The 14,618-nt window shown below is 73.2% G+C and carries 13 protein-coding genes; 6 read left to right on the forward strand and 7 right to left on the reverse strand.

The features are described from left to right. Positions 1 to 186: 186 nt before the first annotated feature. The gene (locus FXF68_RS38535; RefSeq protein WP_246179172.1) at positions 187 to 744 is read right to left on the reverse strand and encodes a VOC family protein; all 558 of its coding nucleotides are present in this window, start codon (positions 742 to 744) and stop codon (positions 187 to 189) included. A 157-nt stretch (positions 745 to 901) separates the two neighbouring features. On the opposite strand from FXF68_RS38535, the gene FXF68_RS38540 reads away from it, so the two are divergent. The 3 genes from FXF68_RS38540 to FXF68_RS38545 all read left to right on the forward strand — a co-directional run bounded on the left by FXF68_RS38540 (position 902) and on the right by FXF68_RS38545 (position 4,513). Then, positions 902 to 3,109: an anthranilate synthase component I gene (locus tag FXF68_RS38540; RefSeq protein ID WP_148767758.1), complete on the forward strand. Its 2,208-nt coding sequence runs from the start codon at positions 902 to 904 to the stop codon at positions 3,107 to 3,109. Between the two features lie 230 nt (positions 3,110 to 3,339). Then, a complete protein-coding gene (locus FXF68_RS42840; RefSeq protein ID WP_187438328.1) occupies positions 3,340 to 3,486 on the forward strand; it encodes a GPGG-motif small membrane protein in 147 nt (48 codons plus the stop codon). Positions 3,487 to 3,550: 64 nt separating this feature from the next. Then, on the forward strand, positions 3,551 to 4,513 hold the full coding sequence (locus tag FXF68_RS38545; RefSeq protein ID WP_148767759.1) for an SDR family oxidoreductase: 963 nt from the start codon (positions 3,551 to 3,553) through the stop codon (positions 4,511 to 4,513). Positions 4,514 to 4,619: 106 nt separating this feature from the next. On the opposite strand, the gene FXF68_RS38550 is transcribed toward FXF68_RS38545, so the two are convergent. Then, positions 4,620 to 5,591 carry a helix-turn-helix transcriptional regulator gene (locus tag FXF68_RS38550; protein WP_148767760.1) on the reverse strand — a complete coding sequence of 324 codons (972 nt, stop codon included), beginning with the start codon at positions 5,589 to 5,591 and terminating at the stop codon, positions 4,620 to 4,622. A gap of 109 nt (positions 5,592 to 5,700) precedes the next feature. Here FXF68_RS38550 and add point away from each other — a divergent pair, with 109 nt between their 5' ends. Further along, positions 5,701 to 6,726, forward strand: a complete 1,026-nt coding sequence (add, locus tag FXF68_RS38555; RefSeq protein WP_222870294.1) for an adenosine deaminase — start codon at positions 5,701 to 5,703, stop codon at positions 6,724 to 6,726. A 23-nt stretch (positions 6,727 to 6,749) separates the two neighbouring features. Here add and FXF68_RS38560 read toward each other — a convergent pair whose 3' ends face one another. From FXF68_RS38560 to FXF68_RS38570, 3 genes are all read right to left on the reverse strand, one after another. Then, positions 6,750 to 7,994, reverse strand: a complete 1,245-nt coding sequence (locus FXF68_RS38560; RefSeq protein WP_148767761.1) for a DUF1266 domain-containing protein — start codon at positions 7,992 to 7,994, stop codon at positions 6,750 to 6,752. Between the two features lie 52 nt (positions 7,995 to 8,046). Continuing rightward, positions 8,047 to 8,673 (reverse strand): GAP family protein, encoded by a 627-nt coding sequence (locus tag FXF68_RS38565; protein ID WP_148767762.1) that lies wholly within the window; start codon positions 8,671 to 8,673, stop codon positions 8,047 to 8,049. Between the two features lie 82 nt (positions 8,674 to 8,755). Continuing rightward, complete coding sequence (locus FXF68_RS38570; RefSeq protein WP_148767763.1) at positions 8,756 to 10,822, reverse strand: molybdopterin-containing oxidoreductase family protein; 2,067 nt, start codon at positions 10,820 to 10,822, stop codon at positions 8,756 to 8,758. Positions 10,823 to 10,970: 148 nt separating this feature from the next. Between FXF68_RS38570 and thyX the strand changes: the two genes are divergently transcribed. Next, positions 10,971 to 11,768, forward strand: coding sequence for an FAD-dependent thymidylate synthase (thyX, locus tag FXF68_RS38575; RefSeq protein WP_148767764.1), 798 nt, complete (start codon positions 10,971 to 10,973; stop codon positions 11,766 to 11,768). A gap of 80 nt (positions 11,769 to 11,848) precedes the next feature. On the opposite strand, the gene FXF68_RS38580 is transcribed toward thyX, so the two are convergent. Further along, entirely contained in the window at positions 11,849 to 12,343 is a 495-nt protein-coding gene (locus FXF68_RS38580) for a VOC family protein (protein ID WP_148767765.1), read from the reverse strand. Positions 12,344 to 12,519: 176 nt separating this feature from the next. On the opposite strand from FXF68_RS38580, the gene FXF68_RS38585 reads away from it, so the two are divergent. Next, complete coding sequence (locus tag FXF68_RS38585; RefSeq protein WP_148767766.1) at positions 12,520 to 13,320, forward strand: MmyB family transcriptional regulator; 801 nt, start codon at positions 12,520 to 12,522, stop codon at positions 13,318 to 13,320. Here FXF68_RS38585 and FXF68_RS38590 read toward each other — a convergent pair. After that, positions 13,235 to 14,473, reverse strand: coding sequence for a globin domain-containing protein (locus tag FXF68_RS38590; RefSeq protein ID WP_148767767.1), 1,239 nt, complete (start codon positions 14,471 to 14,473; stop codon positions 13,235 to 13,237). The genes FXF68_RS38585 and FXF68_RS38590 overlap by 86 nt on opposite strands. Positions 14,474 to 14,618 lie beyond the last annotated feature (145 nt).

Consider the following 14,618-nt stretch of genomic DNA (forward strand, 5'->3'; position numbering starts at 1 on the left):
AGTAACCTAATAGTTTTGCTTGATCACGACCCCTGATCCGGCCATTCGCGTCGCCGCAGGCAGCGCCGCCCGGCCGTGTCCGGTCAGCCGGGGGATCTTGACGGGGCCCGCCGTGTGCGGAGCCCGGCGCGCCGCGTCACAGGGGGTCAGCGCCGCGGCGCGGGGCCGCGCGGGTCGGCGCGCGGGTCAGACCGTCCGGTCGGCGGCGGTCCTCGGCTCGTGCCGCACGTCGGACGGCGGGTCGAGCTCGCGCGTCCAGGCGGCGAACTCGACGAGGACGCCGTCCGGGTCCTTGAAGTAGATCGACCGGACGAACACGCCGTCGTGGTTCTCGGGGGCGACGCCGAACTCGCTGTCGTCGTGGTTGAGGATCACGCCGACGTCCACGCCCTTCGCGACGAGCCGGTCGCGGTACTCCTCGATCCGCTCCGGCGGGACGTCGAAGGCGACGTGGTTCATCGACCCGACGGCCGACAGCAGCTCGCCCCGGTCCGGCAGGTCCTTCGGGGCGGACACGCCGGGAACGCCCTCGGGCGCGTCCGGGAACCAGAAGAACGCGAGCGCGTCGCCGCCGCCGCAGTCGAAGAAGAAGTGCTGCCCCCAGCCCATCGGCAGCTCGATGGTCTTGATCAGCGGCATGCCGAGCACGCCCTGGTAGAAGTCGACGGTCCGCTTCATATCGGCGCAGACCAGCGCGAGGTGATTGACTCCGCGCAGTTCGAACTCGGTGTTCTTCCTGGTCACGGAGCTGCTCTCCCTCATGTAAGCGAATGCTTGCGGCACCGCCATGGTAGCCTTCGGCCCATGAGAACCGCACCCTCCCAACGGTGGTGGCGCCGCTAGGCGGCGCCGGTTCTCACGCGATCATCAGGCGACCGCCCTCACCGGCGGTCGTCTTCCCATGTTCCCGCCTGGTGGGGGCCCGACACGAGGGGCCACCGCGGTGGAGACCGTCTCACAGCAGCCGCAGACCAGGCAGTTCGCCACGGCCGGGGGCGTACGGGTGACCCGTACCGCCGCGCCGGTCGACTCCGAGCGAAAGTCGGACGTCCTCAACGCGCTCGTCGCCGCCGTGGCGGAGCGGCGCGGCGGGGTGCTCAGCTCGGGCATGGAGTACCCGGGCCGCTACAGCCGCTGGCACATGGCCTACGTCGACCCGTGCCTGGAGTTCGTCGCGCGGGGCCGGGCCGTCGCCGTCCGCGCGCTCAACGAGCGGGGGCGGATCGTCCTGCCCGCGGTCGCCGGGGCGCTGCGCGGGGTCGGCGCCGTCCGCGCGGACGAGCCCGGCCTGTTCGAGGTGTTCGTCCCGCCGGGGGAGGGCCTCTTCACCGAGGAGGAGCGCAGCCGCCAGCCGACCGTCTTCACCGCGCTGCGCGCCGTGGTCGACCTGTTCGCCTGCGACGACCCGCACCTCGGGCTGTACGGGGCGTTCGGCTACGACCTGTCCCTCCAGTTCGAGCCGCTGCGGACGCGCCTGGAGCGCCCCGCCGACCAGCGCGACCTCGTCCTGCACCTGGCGGACGAGATGGTCGTCGTCGACCGCAAGCGCGAGACGTCGCACCGCATCTCCTACGACTTCGCCGTCGGCGGGGAGAGCACGGCGGGGTTGTCGCGCCGCACCGAGCCGACGCCCGTCGCCGAGCCGGCGGAGCTTCCCGCGCAACCCGTCCCCGGCGTGTACGCGCAGATGGTGCGGGACGCCAAAGAGAAGTTCATCAGGGGCGACCTGTTCGAGGTGACGCCCGGCCACGCCATGTACGGGCGGTGCGACTCGCCCGCCGCGTTCTTCGAGCGGCTGCGCGAGACCAACCCCGCCCCGTACGAGTTCATGTTCAACCTCGGCGACGGCGAGTACCTGGTCGGGGCGTCGCCGGAGATGTTCGTCCGGGTGACCGGGGACCGGATCGAGACGTGCCCCATCGCCGGGACGATCAAGCGCGGCGGGGACGCGCTGGAGGACGCCGAGCAGATCCGCGCGATCCTGTCGTCCGCCAAGGACGAGTCCGAGCTGACGATGTGCACCGACGTCGACCGCAACGACAAGTCGCGGATCTGCGCGCCGGGCAGCGTCCGCGTCCTCGGACGGCGGCAGATCGAGATCTACTCCCGGCTGATCCACACCGTCGACCACATCGAGGGGCGGCTGCGTCCCGGGTTCGACGCGCTGGACGCGTTCCTCACGCACATGTGGGCCGTGACCGTCACCGGCGCGCCGAAGGCGTGGGCGATGCAGTTCATCGAGGACCACGAGGAGTCGCCCCGCCGCTGGTACGGCGGCGCGGTCGGGTTCGTCGGCTTCGACGGGTCGATGAACACCGGGCTGACGCTGCGGACCGCCCGGATCCGCGACGGGGTCGCGACCGTCCGGGCCGGGGCGACGCTGCTCTACGACTCCGACCCCGACGAGGAGGAGCGCGAGACGCACCTCAAGGCCAGCGCGCTGCTCGGCGCGCTCGCCGAGTCGCAGCGCGCGGACGGCGGCGCCGCCGCCGGTACGCGCGAGGAGCAGCGGGCCGGACGGGCCGGAGACGGCATGAAGGTGCTGCTGGTCGACCACGAGGACTCGTTCGTCAACACCCTCGCTGACTACTTCCGCCAGCAGGGCGCCGACGTGGTCACCCTCCGGCACGGGTTCCCGCCGGAGGTGCTGGACGAGCACGCGCCCGACCTGGTCGTGCTCTCGCCGGGGCCGGGGCGTCCCGTCGACTTCGGCACCCGCGCGCTGCTGGACGCGCTGGACGCCCGTCCCGCCGCCGTGTTCGGCGTCTGCCTCGGCCTCCAGGCGATGGTCGAGCACGCGGGCGGCGAGCTGGCGCTGCTGCCCGAGCCGTCGCACGGCAAGCCGGGCCGGGTGAAGGTGAGCGGCGGGGCGCTGTTCGACGGCCTGCCGGACGAGTTCACCGCCGCCCGCTACCACTCCCTGCACGCCACGCCCGACCGGGTCGCCGGATACCAGGTGACGGCCCTGACCGGCGACGTCGTGATGGCGATCGAGGACCCGGAGCGGCGGCGCTGGGCGGTGCAGTTCCACCCGGAGTCGATCCTCACCGCGGCGGGCGGGGCGGGGCACCGGATCGTCGCCAACGTCCTCAGGTTGAGCCGGTCCTAGTCCCCGAGCATGAGGGCGGGGCGGCCGAAATGGTCCTTTGGGTCCTTTCGCGGCCCACCCCCGGAAGAGAGACTGTGAGCGGCCACCACGTCGCCCGTCCGCGACGTCGGTGATCGCCGTTATCCCGGCGGAGAGGGGAGTCCCTCCCCTCTCCGCACATAACGGCCATTTCGGTCATCCGAAACACGGGATCAGTTTTCGGGGCGAGCCCCTCGGGGATCCCGCACGCCATGGTGACAATTCTCTGGCTCATCGCAGTGATCATGGTGATCGCCGGGATCTATGTGATCCTGGCCCGCCGGGAGCTGATCTTCGGCATCATCCTCATCGTCGTCGGGTTGCTCGTCGGCCCGGGCGGATACAGCATCTTCACCTGACCCGGCCCTTCCGGGGACGGAACGCTGACGCGGGCTGTCAGGTTTCGCTGCCAGCATCGTCCCCATGAGCAGTGCCGACACAGCTGGCAACGCAACAGCTGACAACGACAACGAGAACGCGCTGACGGGGAAGATCGCGCTGGTCGCGGGCGGGACGCGCGGCGCGGGCCGCGGCGTCGCCGTGGAACTCGGCGCCGCGGGCGCGACCGTGTACGTGACCGGGCGGTCCACCCGTGCGGGCCGGTCCGAGATGGACCGGCCCGAGACCATCGAGGAGACCGCCGAGCTGGTGACGGCGGCGGGCGGCGAGGGCATCGCCGTCCAGGTCGACCACCTCGACCCGGCGCAGGTATCCGCCCTCGTCGCCCGCATCGACGACGAGCGCGGACGCCTGGACATCCTGGTCAACGACGTGTGGGGCTCCGACCGCTACTTCGAGTTCGGCAAGCGGCTGTGGGAGCAGTCGCTCGACGCCGGGCTGCGGATGCTGCGGCTCGGCATCGAGACCCACGCCATCACGAGCCACCGCGCGCTGCCGCTGCTGATCCGCGAGCCGGGCGGGCTCGTCGTCGAGATGACCGACGGGACCGCCGAGTACAACGCGGCCTACCGCAAGGACGTCGGGTACTTCTACGACCTCGTCAAGAGCGCCGTGATCCGGATGGCGCTCGCCCAGTCCGAGGAGATCGGGCCGCTCGGCGCGACGGCCGTCGCGCTCACGCCCGGCTGGCTGCGCTCGGAGGCGATGCTCGACAACTTCGGCGTCACCGAGGAGAACTGGCGGGACGCGACGAAGACCGTCCCGCACTTCGCGATCTCCGAGTCGCCCGCGTTCGTCGGGCGCGCGGTCGCCGCCCTCGCCGCCGACCCGGACCGGGCCCGCTGGAACGGGGCGTCCCTGTCCAGCGGCGGGCTCGCCAAGGAGTACGGGTTCACCGACGCCGACGGCAGCCGCCCGGACGCCTGGCGCTACATCGTGGAGGTCGAGGCGGCGGGGCGTCCCGCCGACACCACCGGCTACCGGTGACGCCCGTCCGCGACCTCGAAGACGACCAAGGAGCAGCTCGCCTCGGCGATCGCGCGCGAGCAGGACCGGCGGAACCGGACGGCGAGCCGACGCGACGAAGGCCGGGTCAGTCCGGCGCGTAGAGGTTCGCGAGGCGGGCGGCGCGGTCGGCCATCGCCGTCCGCAGCTCCGGCGGCGCGAGCACCTCGGCCTCGGCGCCGAGCCGCATCAGCTCGGACGCCGCGACCACCGCCGACTCGACGGGCAGCGTGGTCACCACCCAGCCGTCCGGGCCGGGGTCGCCCGCGTCCGCCGCCGCCCGCTCGGCCGCGTACGGCTCGACCGCGTACCGAAGGAGCCGCATCCCGGCCGGCGACAGTCTGATCGTGATCTCTTCGCGGAGCATCGAGCGCAGGAAGGCGGCGGCCTGCTCCCGCCAGTGCGCGGCGAGGTCGAAGCCGTCGTCCCGGTCGAAGCGCTCGCCGGACGGGCGGACGTCCGTCACCCGGTCGACCCGGTAGGTGCGGTGCGCGCCGCCGACCCGTGCGACGAGGTACCACGTCCCGTTCTTCAGGACGAGCCCGTACGGCTCGGCCGTCCGGGCGACCTCGTCGCCGCGGCGGCGGTAGCGCAGCTCGACGGTCTCGTCCTCCCAGACGGCGCGGGCCAGGTCGCGCAGCAGCGGCGGCGGGCCCGACTCGCCGAACCAGCCGGGCGCGTCCAGGTGGAACCGCTGCCCGGCCCGCGCGGGCGCGTCCCGGAGCGAGGCGGGCAGCGCCGCGAGGACCTTCAGCTCGGCGGCGGCCACGGCCTCGCCGCGCCCCATGTCACCGGCCGGGCCCGGCAGCCCGGACAGGAACAGCGCCTCCGCCTCCTCGCGGGTGAGGCCGGTGAGCCGCGTCCGGTAGCCGCCGACCAGCCGGTACCCGCCGCGCCTGCCCTGCTCGGCGTAGACCGGGACGCCCGCCGCCGACAGCGCCTCCATGTCGCGGTAGACGGTGCGCTCGGACACCTCCAGCTCCCGCGCCAGCTCGGCCGCCGTCATCGTCTCCCGCGACTGCAGGAGCAACACCATCGAGATCAACCTGGCCGCCCGCACCGGTCCTGTCTACCAGCACCGGACGACACCGGCGAGTTTCTGACAATTCCGTGGCAGGTTCGCCGTCTTCGCCTGTCGCGCGGGGCGTTCCGGCTGTTAGCTTCGCGGCGTGCTGACCGAGATCACGTCCATCGAGGCGTTCATCCAGGCCCTGCCGAAGGTCGAGCTCCACGTGCACCTGGTGGGCTCCGCGTCCGTGCCGACCGTGCTCGAACTCGCCCGCCGCCACCCGGACGGGCCCGTCCCCGTCAACGAGCGGGAGCTGCGCGCCTTCTACGAGTTCCGCGACTTCCCGCACTTCGCGGAGGTGTACGAGGCGGTGTCGAGCCTCGTCCGCACGCCCGAGGACGTCGCGACGCTCGTCACCGGCGTCGCCCGCGACCTCGCCGCGCAGAACGTCCCGTACTTCGAGCTGACCGTCACCCCGTACACGCACCGGCGGGCCGGGATGCCGATGCCCGCGATCACCGAGGCGCTCGACCTCGCCGCCCGCGACGCCCGCGACCGGCTCGGCGTCCGCATCGCCTACGTCTTCGACATCCCCGGCGAGTTCGGCGCGGAGGGCGCCCGCGGCACCCTCGACCAGGCGCTGCGCCACCCGCCCGAGGCGCTCGTCGGCTTCGGGCTCGCCGGGATCGAGCAGTGCCGCCCGCCGCACCGGGACGCCTTCCGCGACGCGTTCGCCGCCGCCCGCGCCGCGGGCCTGCGCAGCCTCCCGCACGCGGGCGAGATGTCCGGCCCGGAGACGATCTGGGAGGTGATCGAGGGGCTACACGCGGAGCGCGTCGGCCACGGCATCAGCTGCCTGGACGACCCCCGCCTCGTCGCGCACCTGCGGGAGACGCGGCTCCCGCTGGAGGTGTGCCCGACGTCCAACGTGTGCACCGGGCAGGTCGCGGACCTCGCCGCCCACCCGCTGCCCCGGATGCTGGACGAGGGCCTCTTCGTGACCCTGAACAGCGACGACCCGCCGATGTTCGACACGACCCTCAGCGGCGAGTACCTGGCCGCCGCCGAGGTCTTCGGCCTGGACCGCGCCGCTCTCGCCGCCCTCGCCCGCAACGCGGCCGTGGCCTCGTCCATGGACGAGGACGCGCGGCGCGCCGTCATCGCCGGCATCGACGCGCTCGTCTGAGCGCGCTCGTCTGAACCGGGAGGTCAGCCCCAGGCCATGCGGCGCCAGGGGCTCTCCGGATCCTCGGCGAGGACGCGGTGCCCGGCGAGCGACCGGTCGTACCACTCGCCGAACGCGCCCTCGTCGAACCGGAGCATCCGGCCGAGGACGTACCCGGCGGAGAACGACCCCCACGACGTGTAGACCTGGTGGGCGCGCTGCCCGGCGGTGAGGACGCACTTCTCGGCCTCGTCCGCGTCGCAGTACCCGGCGTTCAGGCCCCAGCGGGCCATGTTCACGCCGCGTCCGAAGTCGTAGCCGTAGACGCTCTCGACCCGGCCGTCCGGCGGGAGCAGGCCGTCCGCGCGGAACCGCGCCTCGTACCGCAGGACGAGGTCGGACAGCTCCACCACCTCGCGGACGGTCTTCTCCGCGATGTCGCGTTCCCGGCACCACTCGACGATCGCGGCGTGCCACGTCCGCCGGTCGGTGCCGCGCCCGCGCCGGTCGAGCACCATCTGGATGGCGGGGTCGCTGTTGCTCGCGTCGAGGAGCGCGTCCATCTGCTCGCGCCAGCTCTCGTGGTCGGTGACGCCCCAGTCGCGCTCCAGGAGGACGCGGTCGTCGCCGGACGACTCGTCGTGGTCGTTCAGCGTGTTCCACGCGACGCCGTTGCCGACCGCGAGGTGGGCGCCGACGGCGAGGGCGGCGGCGAGCCGTCCCCACGCCGCGCTGTCCGGATCGGTGACGAGGATGTCGTGGTCGCGGTCGGGACGGCGCTCGGCGTCGGCGAGCAGCTTCGCGACCTGGCGGCTCCCGTCCCCGCCGGGCGGCAGCTGGGCGAGCAGCTCGCGCAGCGGCCGGAGCGCGGCGCGCGGCCCGGCGTCCCTGACGATGAGCCGCGCCGCGTGGACGCCGGCCGCGTCGGCGCGCTTCGCGTCGTGCAGCGACCAGAAGCCGCTCATCGCCGCCCACGCGCGGCGCGCCGCCTCGCCGGTGCGCCCGGCGGCGGCGAGGACGTGCGCGGCCTGCGCGTCCAGGCCCGCTCTGACCTCGGGCGGCATGGACGCGGCCGCCCGGTCGAGCGAGTCGAGCAGGCGGTGCGCCTCGCCGGTCCGCCCGGCGGCGGCGAGCGCGCGGGCGCACCGGGCCCGCGCCGCGACGGCGGACGTCCGGTCGCCGTGCGCCTCCATCGCCTCGGCCGCCTCGGCGAACGCGGCCGCCGCCGCGCCGTGGCGCCCCTGCCGCTCGAACTTCCTGGCCCGGTCGAGTATGGGCTGATACGTCATGGTCCCTCCGCGGAAACCACCGTATCGGCTCACGCCCGCGCGACGATCTCCGTCACACGATGAGCAGGATGAAGATCGCGCAGCAGACGATGTTGATCAGCCAGCTGTGGGTGTCCATCCACTCCCGCACCGCCGGCATCGCGCGCTTCGCCCGCCGGTGGAACAGCAGGAGCGCGAGCAGCGGCAGGGCCGCGATCAGGACGGTGGCGCCGATGAACGCCGCCGCCGAGCCCACGCCCGCGTGGTTCTGCTCCAGGTTGGCCCCGACGGTCAGCATGACCATGACGTCCGACGGCATCAGCAGGATCACCAGCAGCCCGGTCTTGAGCGCCCTGGCGGTGCCGGCGGTCATCAGCGTTTCGAGCCACTTGGGCGGCTTCGCCGTCGCCCGCTTCAGATAGTTCCGCACCATGGCGGCCACCAGCAGGGCGATCAGCGCGAACTGGATGATCTTCCCCGCGGACGAGTCGTCGGAGGCGTCGCCCAGCGAGACGCCGTGCCCCACCAGCGCGAAGATCCCGCGCGCGAGCGCGACTCCGGCGGTCACCGCGACGAGCACGCCCGCCAGGAACGCGAGCGAGACCCGCACCGCCCCGGGCACCGTCACCAGGATGATCGCGGCCATGATCTGGGGACCCGCCATCATCGTGATGGCGAGCGGGAGAATCTGGAGACTCATCTTCCCTCCACCGGGGGACCGACGGGGAACTACCCGCGCGGCCGCCGGTGAAGAGGAGTGATCGGCAAGCGTGGTCCGGTGCTCACCGCGATTTGACCGTCTCCTGGTCGGCGGGGATCGCGGTGACCTCGACGCGGGTGTCGTGGAAGACCGGGCCGCCGCCGAGGTCGGTGGCGCGCTCGGCGACGACCGCGTTGGCGTTCGCGCCGCCCGCGAGCTTGGCCCAGTGCCCCTTGGTCGTCGCCGCGACACCCGGCCGCACCGTGTCGGTGATCTCCAGGACGGCGTCGAACGCGCCCCGGTCGTTGCCGACCCGCACCGGCTGGCCGTCGCGGAGGCCGCGCGCCCGCGCGTCGTCCCCGTGCATCCGGACGGTCAGCGCGCCCGCCCTCCGCCGCAGCTCCGGGTTGTTGGCGAACTGGGTGTTCAGGAACTCGTGCGAGGCCGCCGAGATCAGTGCGAGGGGGTAGCGGGCGGCGCGCTCCTCGTCCGCGACCTCGGCCGGAGGGACGTACCCGGCGAGCCCCCCGGCGGCGGAGCGGAACTCGAACCGGCCCGAGGGGGTCGGGAAGCCCTCGGCGAACGGCAGGAACGGGTCCGGGACGGACATCCGCGCGAACCCCTCCTTGCGCAGCCGGTCGAGCGTGATCCCCGCCATCCACGGATGGTCGGAGGCGAGCAGCCGCTCGGCCAGGCTCTCGTCGGAGTCGTAGAGGCTCGGCTCGTCCAGGCCCATCCGCCGCGCCAGCCGCCGGAACGCCTCCGTCGCGGGCAGGCACTCGCCGGGCGGCGCCACGGCGGGCTCGTTCCAGGTGAGGTAGAGGTGCCCGTAGCCCTCGTGCAGGTCGGCGTGCTCGTGCTGCGCCGTCGACGGCAGGACGATGTCGGCGTAGTCGACGGTGTCGGTCGGGAACAGGTCCATGACGACGGTGAACAGGTCGTCCCTGGCGAGCCCGCGCCGCACCTTGTTCTGGTGCGGGGTGCTCGCGGCCGGGTTCGCCGCCATGACGAACAGCGCCTTGACCGGCGGGTCCTGGACGTCGAGCAGCCCCTCGCCGAGGCGGCTCATCGACAGCGTCCGGACGGGGCCGGGGCGCAGGTCGTCCCGCCACAGGGCCGCCTTGTTCAGCTTCACGTGCCCGGACGTCGAGAACGCGACCCCGCCGCCGCGCCGCGCCCAGTCGCCCGTCACGGCCGGGATGGCGGAGATCACGCGCAGCGCGGAGCCGCCGCCCGCGTGCCGCTGGAGGCCCTGCGTCGCCCTGATCGCGGTCGGCCGGGTCCGGGCGACGCGCTCGCCGAGCGCGACGATCCGGTCGGCCGGGACGCCGGTGATCCGCGCGGCCCGCTCCGGCGGGAACTCCGCGATCCGCTCCCGGAACTCCGCCCAGCCGAGCGTGCGCTCTTCGAGGTACTCCTCGTCGTGCGCGCCCAGGCCGACGACGACGTGCAGCAGGGCGAGGGCGAGCGCGCCGTCCGTGCCGGGCAGCGGGGCGAGGTGCTCGTCGGCCTGCGCGGCCGTCCGCGTCCGGACCGGGTCGATCGCGACCAGCCGCGCCCCGTTCCGCCGCGCCTGCTGGACGAACTTCCACACGTGGTGGCCGCTGGTCAGCGGGTTCGTCCCCCACAGCAGGACGAGCCCGGCGTGGGCGATGTCCTCCGGGTCCATGCCGCCGGGGGAGCCGACCGAGGCGGTCAGCCCGGCGCTGCCCGCGGCCGAGCAGATGTCGGCCTCGTGCGCGGACGCGCCGAGGACGTTGAAGAACCGCCGTCCCGTGTACCCTTCAAGACCTTGGAGGTAGCCGAGCGTGCCGGTGCCCCAGTACGGCCAGACGGCCTCGCCGCCGTGCTCGCGGACGACGCCGTCCAGCCGGTCCGCGATCTCGTCGAGGGCCTCGTCCCAGGTGATCCGCTCGAACCGCCCCTCGCCCTTGCGGCCGGCGCGGCGCAGCGGGTGCAGGATCCGGTCGGGCTGCCGGGACCGCTCCAGCCACCGGTTGACCTTCGCGCAGAGCGCGCCGCGCGTGTACGGGTGGTCGGGGTTGCCGCGCAGGGAGACCGCCTCGCCGTCTCTCACGGTCACGACCCACGAGCATCCGTCGGGGCAGTCCAGCGGGCACGCGCCCAGCACTTTCAGCTCTGCCGGCATCGGACCTCCCCGTCGACGCGAACGCCCCCAGTGTGGCATGCGCGTCATCTCGGACGCTCATTACGTCCGGCCGCCGGGCCAGGTCGCGGCCGTCCCCGCCGTGGTGGTTTGCTAGGGGCGACGGAACCGACCCGTAGGGGGAACGAGAGTGAAGAGCGTCGAACCTGAGGTGTTCCTCGTCGCGCGGCCCGAGCTGGACTACGACGAGGTCGCCCGGTACCTGCGGGACGTGGGCGGCGAGAGCTGGCTGGAGCGGCTCGACCGGGGCGACCTCGACGACGAGCTGAACGACCCGCAGAACCTCGCCGAGTTCGCCGGGCGGCTCTGCTACCGCTCCTGGGAGCCCGGCCTCAACCCGAACGTGAAGAAGGTCCGCACGAACTCGGGGGAGTACCTGGAGAACATCCTGCGCAGCCTGCACGGGTCGGTGCTTGAGCACGTCAGCTTCAGCTTCGTCCTGCACAACGTGAGCCGCGTCCTGACGCACGAGCTGGTGCGGCACCGTCCGGGTGTGGCGATCTCGCAGGAGTCGCTGCGGTTCGTCCGGCTACAGGACATCCCCTTCTGGTTCCCCGAATGGGCCCGCGAGGACGCCGAGCTGATGAAGCGCGCCACGGCGCTGCTGGAGCAGATGGAGGAGTTCCAGGGCTGGATGGCCGGGCACTTCCGGCTGGACGACGAAGGTGTCCCGTTCAAGGAGAAGAAGCACAAGACGTCCTTCATGCGGCGGTTCGCCCCTGAGGGCCTCGGCACCGGCCTGGTCTGGACGGCGAACGTCCGCACGCTGCGCCACACCCTGGAGAACCGCACCGCGCCGGGCGCGGAGGAGGAGATCCGCCTGCTGTTCGGCAAGATCGGCGAGCTGATGCGCAAGGAGGCCCCCGACCTGTTCGGCGACTACGTCGTCGAGGACGGCACCTGGGTCCCGCAGTGGCGCAAGGTCTGACCGGTCCGGACGTCCGACCGCCCGACGCCGCTCGCGACCCTAAAAAATCTACAACGTAAAGGTGCCGGGCGGTTCGCACGTCAATCGGCGGCGAATCCGCCCTTGGGCCGGATGATCTCCAGGTTGGTGCCGTCCGGGTCGTTGAAGTAGGCGACCTGGGTGCCGAGCGCAGCCTCGGGAGTGACCTCTCCCGCGATGAACGTGTAGTCGTCGCCGAGGAAGCCGTACCCCGCGTCCTTCATGCGCTGGTACACCGCGTCGAAGTCGTCGACCTTGAAGCACAGGTGCATGGAGCCTGGACGGTTCGCCGCGCCGTCCGTCCGCCGGCCGACCGGTTCCTCGAACTGGATGAGGTCGATGCCGATGTTGTCGAGGTTGAACGTGGCGTACCGCAGTTTCGCGTCGGGCAGTCCCTGGGATCCGCCGAACGGCACGCTGTTCATGGTCTCGTCCGCGACGACGGGCTCCCGGCCGGTCAGGGCCTTGTAGAACGCGATCGACACGTCGAGGTCGGAGACCGAGATCCCGACGTGGGCGGCCCGGGTGAGGTTCATCGGCGTGCTGGTGGCGACCATGGCTGGTCCTCCTCTGGCTTGCTCGCCCCGTCCCCGGATAGCGGGAACGTTCCAGCGCCAATACCCCCGCGAGTGGCGGAGTACGCACCTCGCCCGAGCGCCGGAGGGCCGTGCGGCGCGGCCTTTACCTGGGGCGTAATCGCCACCATGATCGGTCGGCGGGTAGCGTCGGGGCCGTGACGACGGCGTTGAGCGACGTGAGACCGGTGGGGGAGCGGCTGCGCGCCTGGCGGCAGCGGCGCAGGCTCAGCCAGCTGGAGCTGGCCTCCGAGGCGGACGTGTCCACCCGCCACCTGAGCTTCGTGGAGACGGGGCGCTCCACGCCGAGCCGGGAGATGGTGCTGCGGCTGGCCGAGCACCTGGACGTCCCGCTGCGCGACCGGAACCTGCTGCTGGTGTCGGCCGGGTACGCGCCGGTGTTCGAGGAGACGCCGATCGAGGAGCCGAGGATGGACTCGGTCCGGGCGGCGCTCAGGCAGGTGCTCGACGGGCACGAGCCCTACCCGGCCGTCGTCGTGGACCGGTTCTGGAACCTGGTCGACGCCAACGGCGCGGCCGCGTTCTTCATGGAGGGCGCCGCCCCCGAGCTGCTGGAGCCGCCGCTGAACGTGCTGCGGCTGAGCATGCATCCGGACGGCCTGGCGAGGAGGATCCTCAACCTGGCGGAGTGGCGCGCCCACATGATCGACCGGGTGCGGCGGCACGTGGCGCTGACCGCGGACGCGTCGCTCGCCCAGCTCTACCGGGAGCTGCGGAGCTACCCCGGGGACGTCGGCGAGGCGATCGCGCCGCCGCCGGGCCACGAGGTGTTCGTCCCGCTGCGGATGCGGCTGGACGGCCGCGAGCTGTCGTTCTTCACCACGATCGCGACGTTCGGCACGCCGGTCGACATCACGGTCGCGGAGCTGGCGATCGAGTCGTTCTATCCGGCGGACGCGGGGACCAGCGAATACCTGCGGGAGCGGGCGGGCTGGTGACGTCCGGCTCCTCCTCCTCGGCGGAGAGCAGGTCGTGGTGGACGCGGGCGAGCGACATCCCGTGCCGCTGCAGGGCGGTGACCGTCCGCCGGACGAACGGGACGGGCCCCGCCACGTAGGCGTCGTGGTCGTGCCAGCCGGGGACGCCGTCCAGGAGGGCGGGCAGGACGTCGGGGACGCGCCCGCGCAGCGCGCCGTCCGGCACGTCCTCCTCCGGCGACCGCGACAGGACGGGGACGACCCGCAGCCCCGGGCACGCGGCCTCAAGCCCGCGGAGTTCGGCCAGGTCGTAGAGGCCGCGGGCGGTCCGGGAGGCGACGAGCAGGCGGACGTCGCGGTCCCGTCCGCAGACGGCGGCCTGCTCGGCGAGCGCCCTCATCGGGGCGAGCCCGGTGCCGCCGCCGATCAGCAGGAGGCCGCGCGGGGAGGCGGGGTCGAGCGTCATCGTCCCCTCGGCCGGGCCGAGCAGGACGGTGTCGCCCGGCGCGGTGCCGCGGACGAGCGCGCCGCTCACCCAGCCGCCGGAGCGGGCGCGGACGTGCAGCCGCAGCGTCCCGTCGACGCGCGGCGCGTTGGCGACGGAGTACGTCCGCCAGACGCGCGGCCAGCGCGCGGTCTGCACGGCGACGTGCTGCCCCGCGCGGAACGGCAGCGGCCGCTCGGGCCGCAGCGTGAGGACGGCGAGGTCGTGGTCGCGGCGGTCGTGCGCGGTCACCTCGGCGACCCACCAGGGCGGGGCGGTCCCGGCGTCCCGCTCCGCGGCGTCGATCATGATCGCCGCCGCTTCGCGGTAGGCGGCGGTCCAGGCGTGCTCGGCGGCGCGGGTCCACACGTCGGCGGCGTAGGCGCGCAGGGTGGCGAGCAGCGCGGCCTCGACGGCGGCGTAGTGCTCGCGCCGGACGCCGTACTTGCGGTGCCCGCGGCCGAGCCCGCGCAGGTGGCGGGCGAGCTCCTCGGGGTTGTCCTGGCTCCAGACGATCCGGGTGATCGCGTGGAAGAACCGGTCGTGCTGGGCGCCCATCGCGGGCGGGAACAGTGCCCGCAGCCGCGGCTCGGCGGCGAACAGGCGGCCGTAGAAATAGCTCGTCGCGCCCGCCGGATCCGCTTCCAGGCGGGTGAGGCATTCTTTGAGTATTCCGGGTTCCGGTGCCATTCCGGGAGCTCGCCCCCTGAGGTCTCGCGGGCCGGATCCGGGGCTCGCGCGCTGGTCGCGCGCTAATCCCCGCCCGGGTTCGTGGGATTCTCGCACGCGGATCCGTGCCTGCCCAGCGCAGCTGCCCGCGGCGATCGCGACTGGA

The organism is Actinomadura decatromicini, from assembly GCF_008121305.1.
In the GTDB taxonomy this organism is placed as follows: Bacteria; Actinomycetota; Actinomycetes; order Streptosporangiales; family Streptosporangiaceae; genus Spirillospora; species Spirillospora syzygii.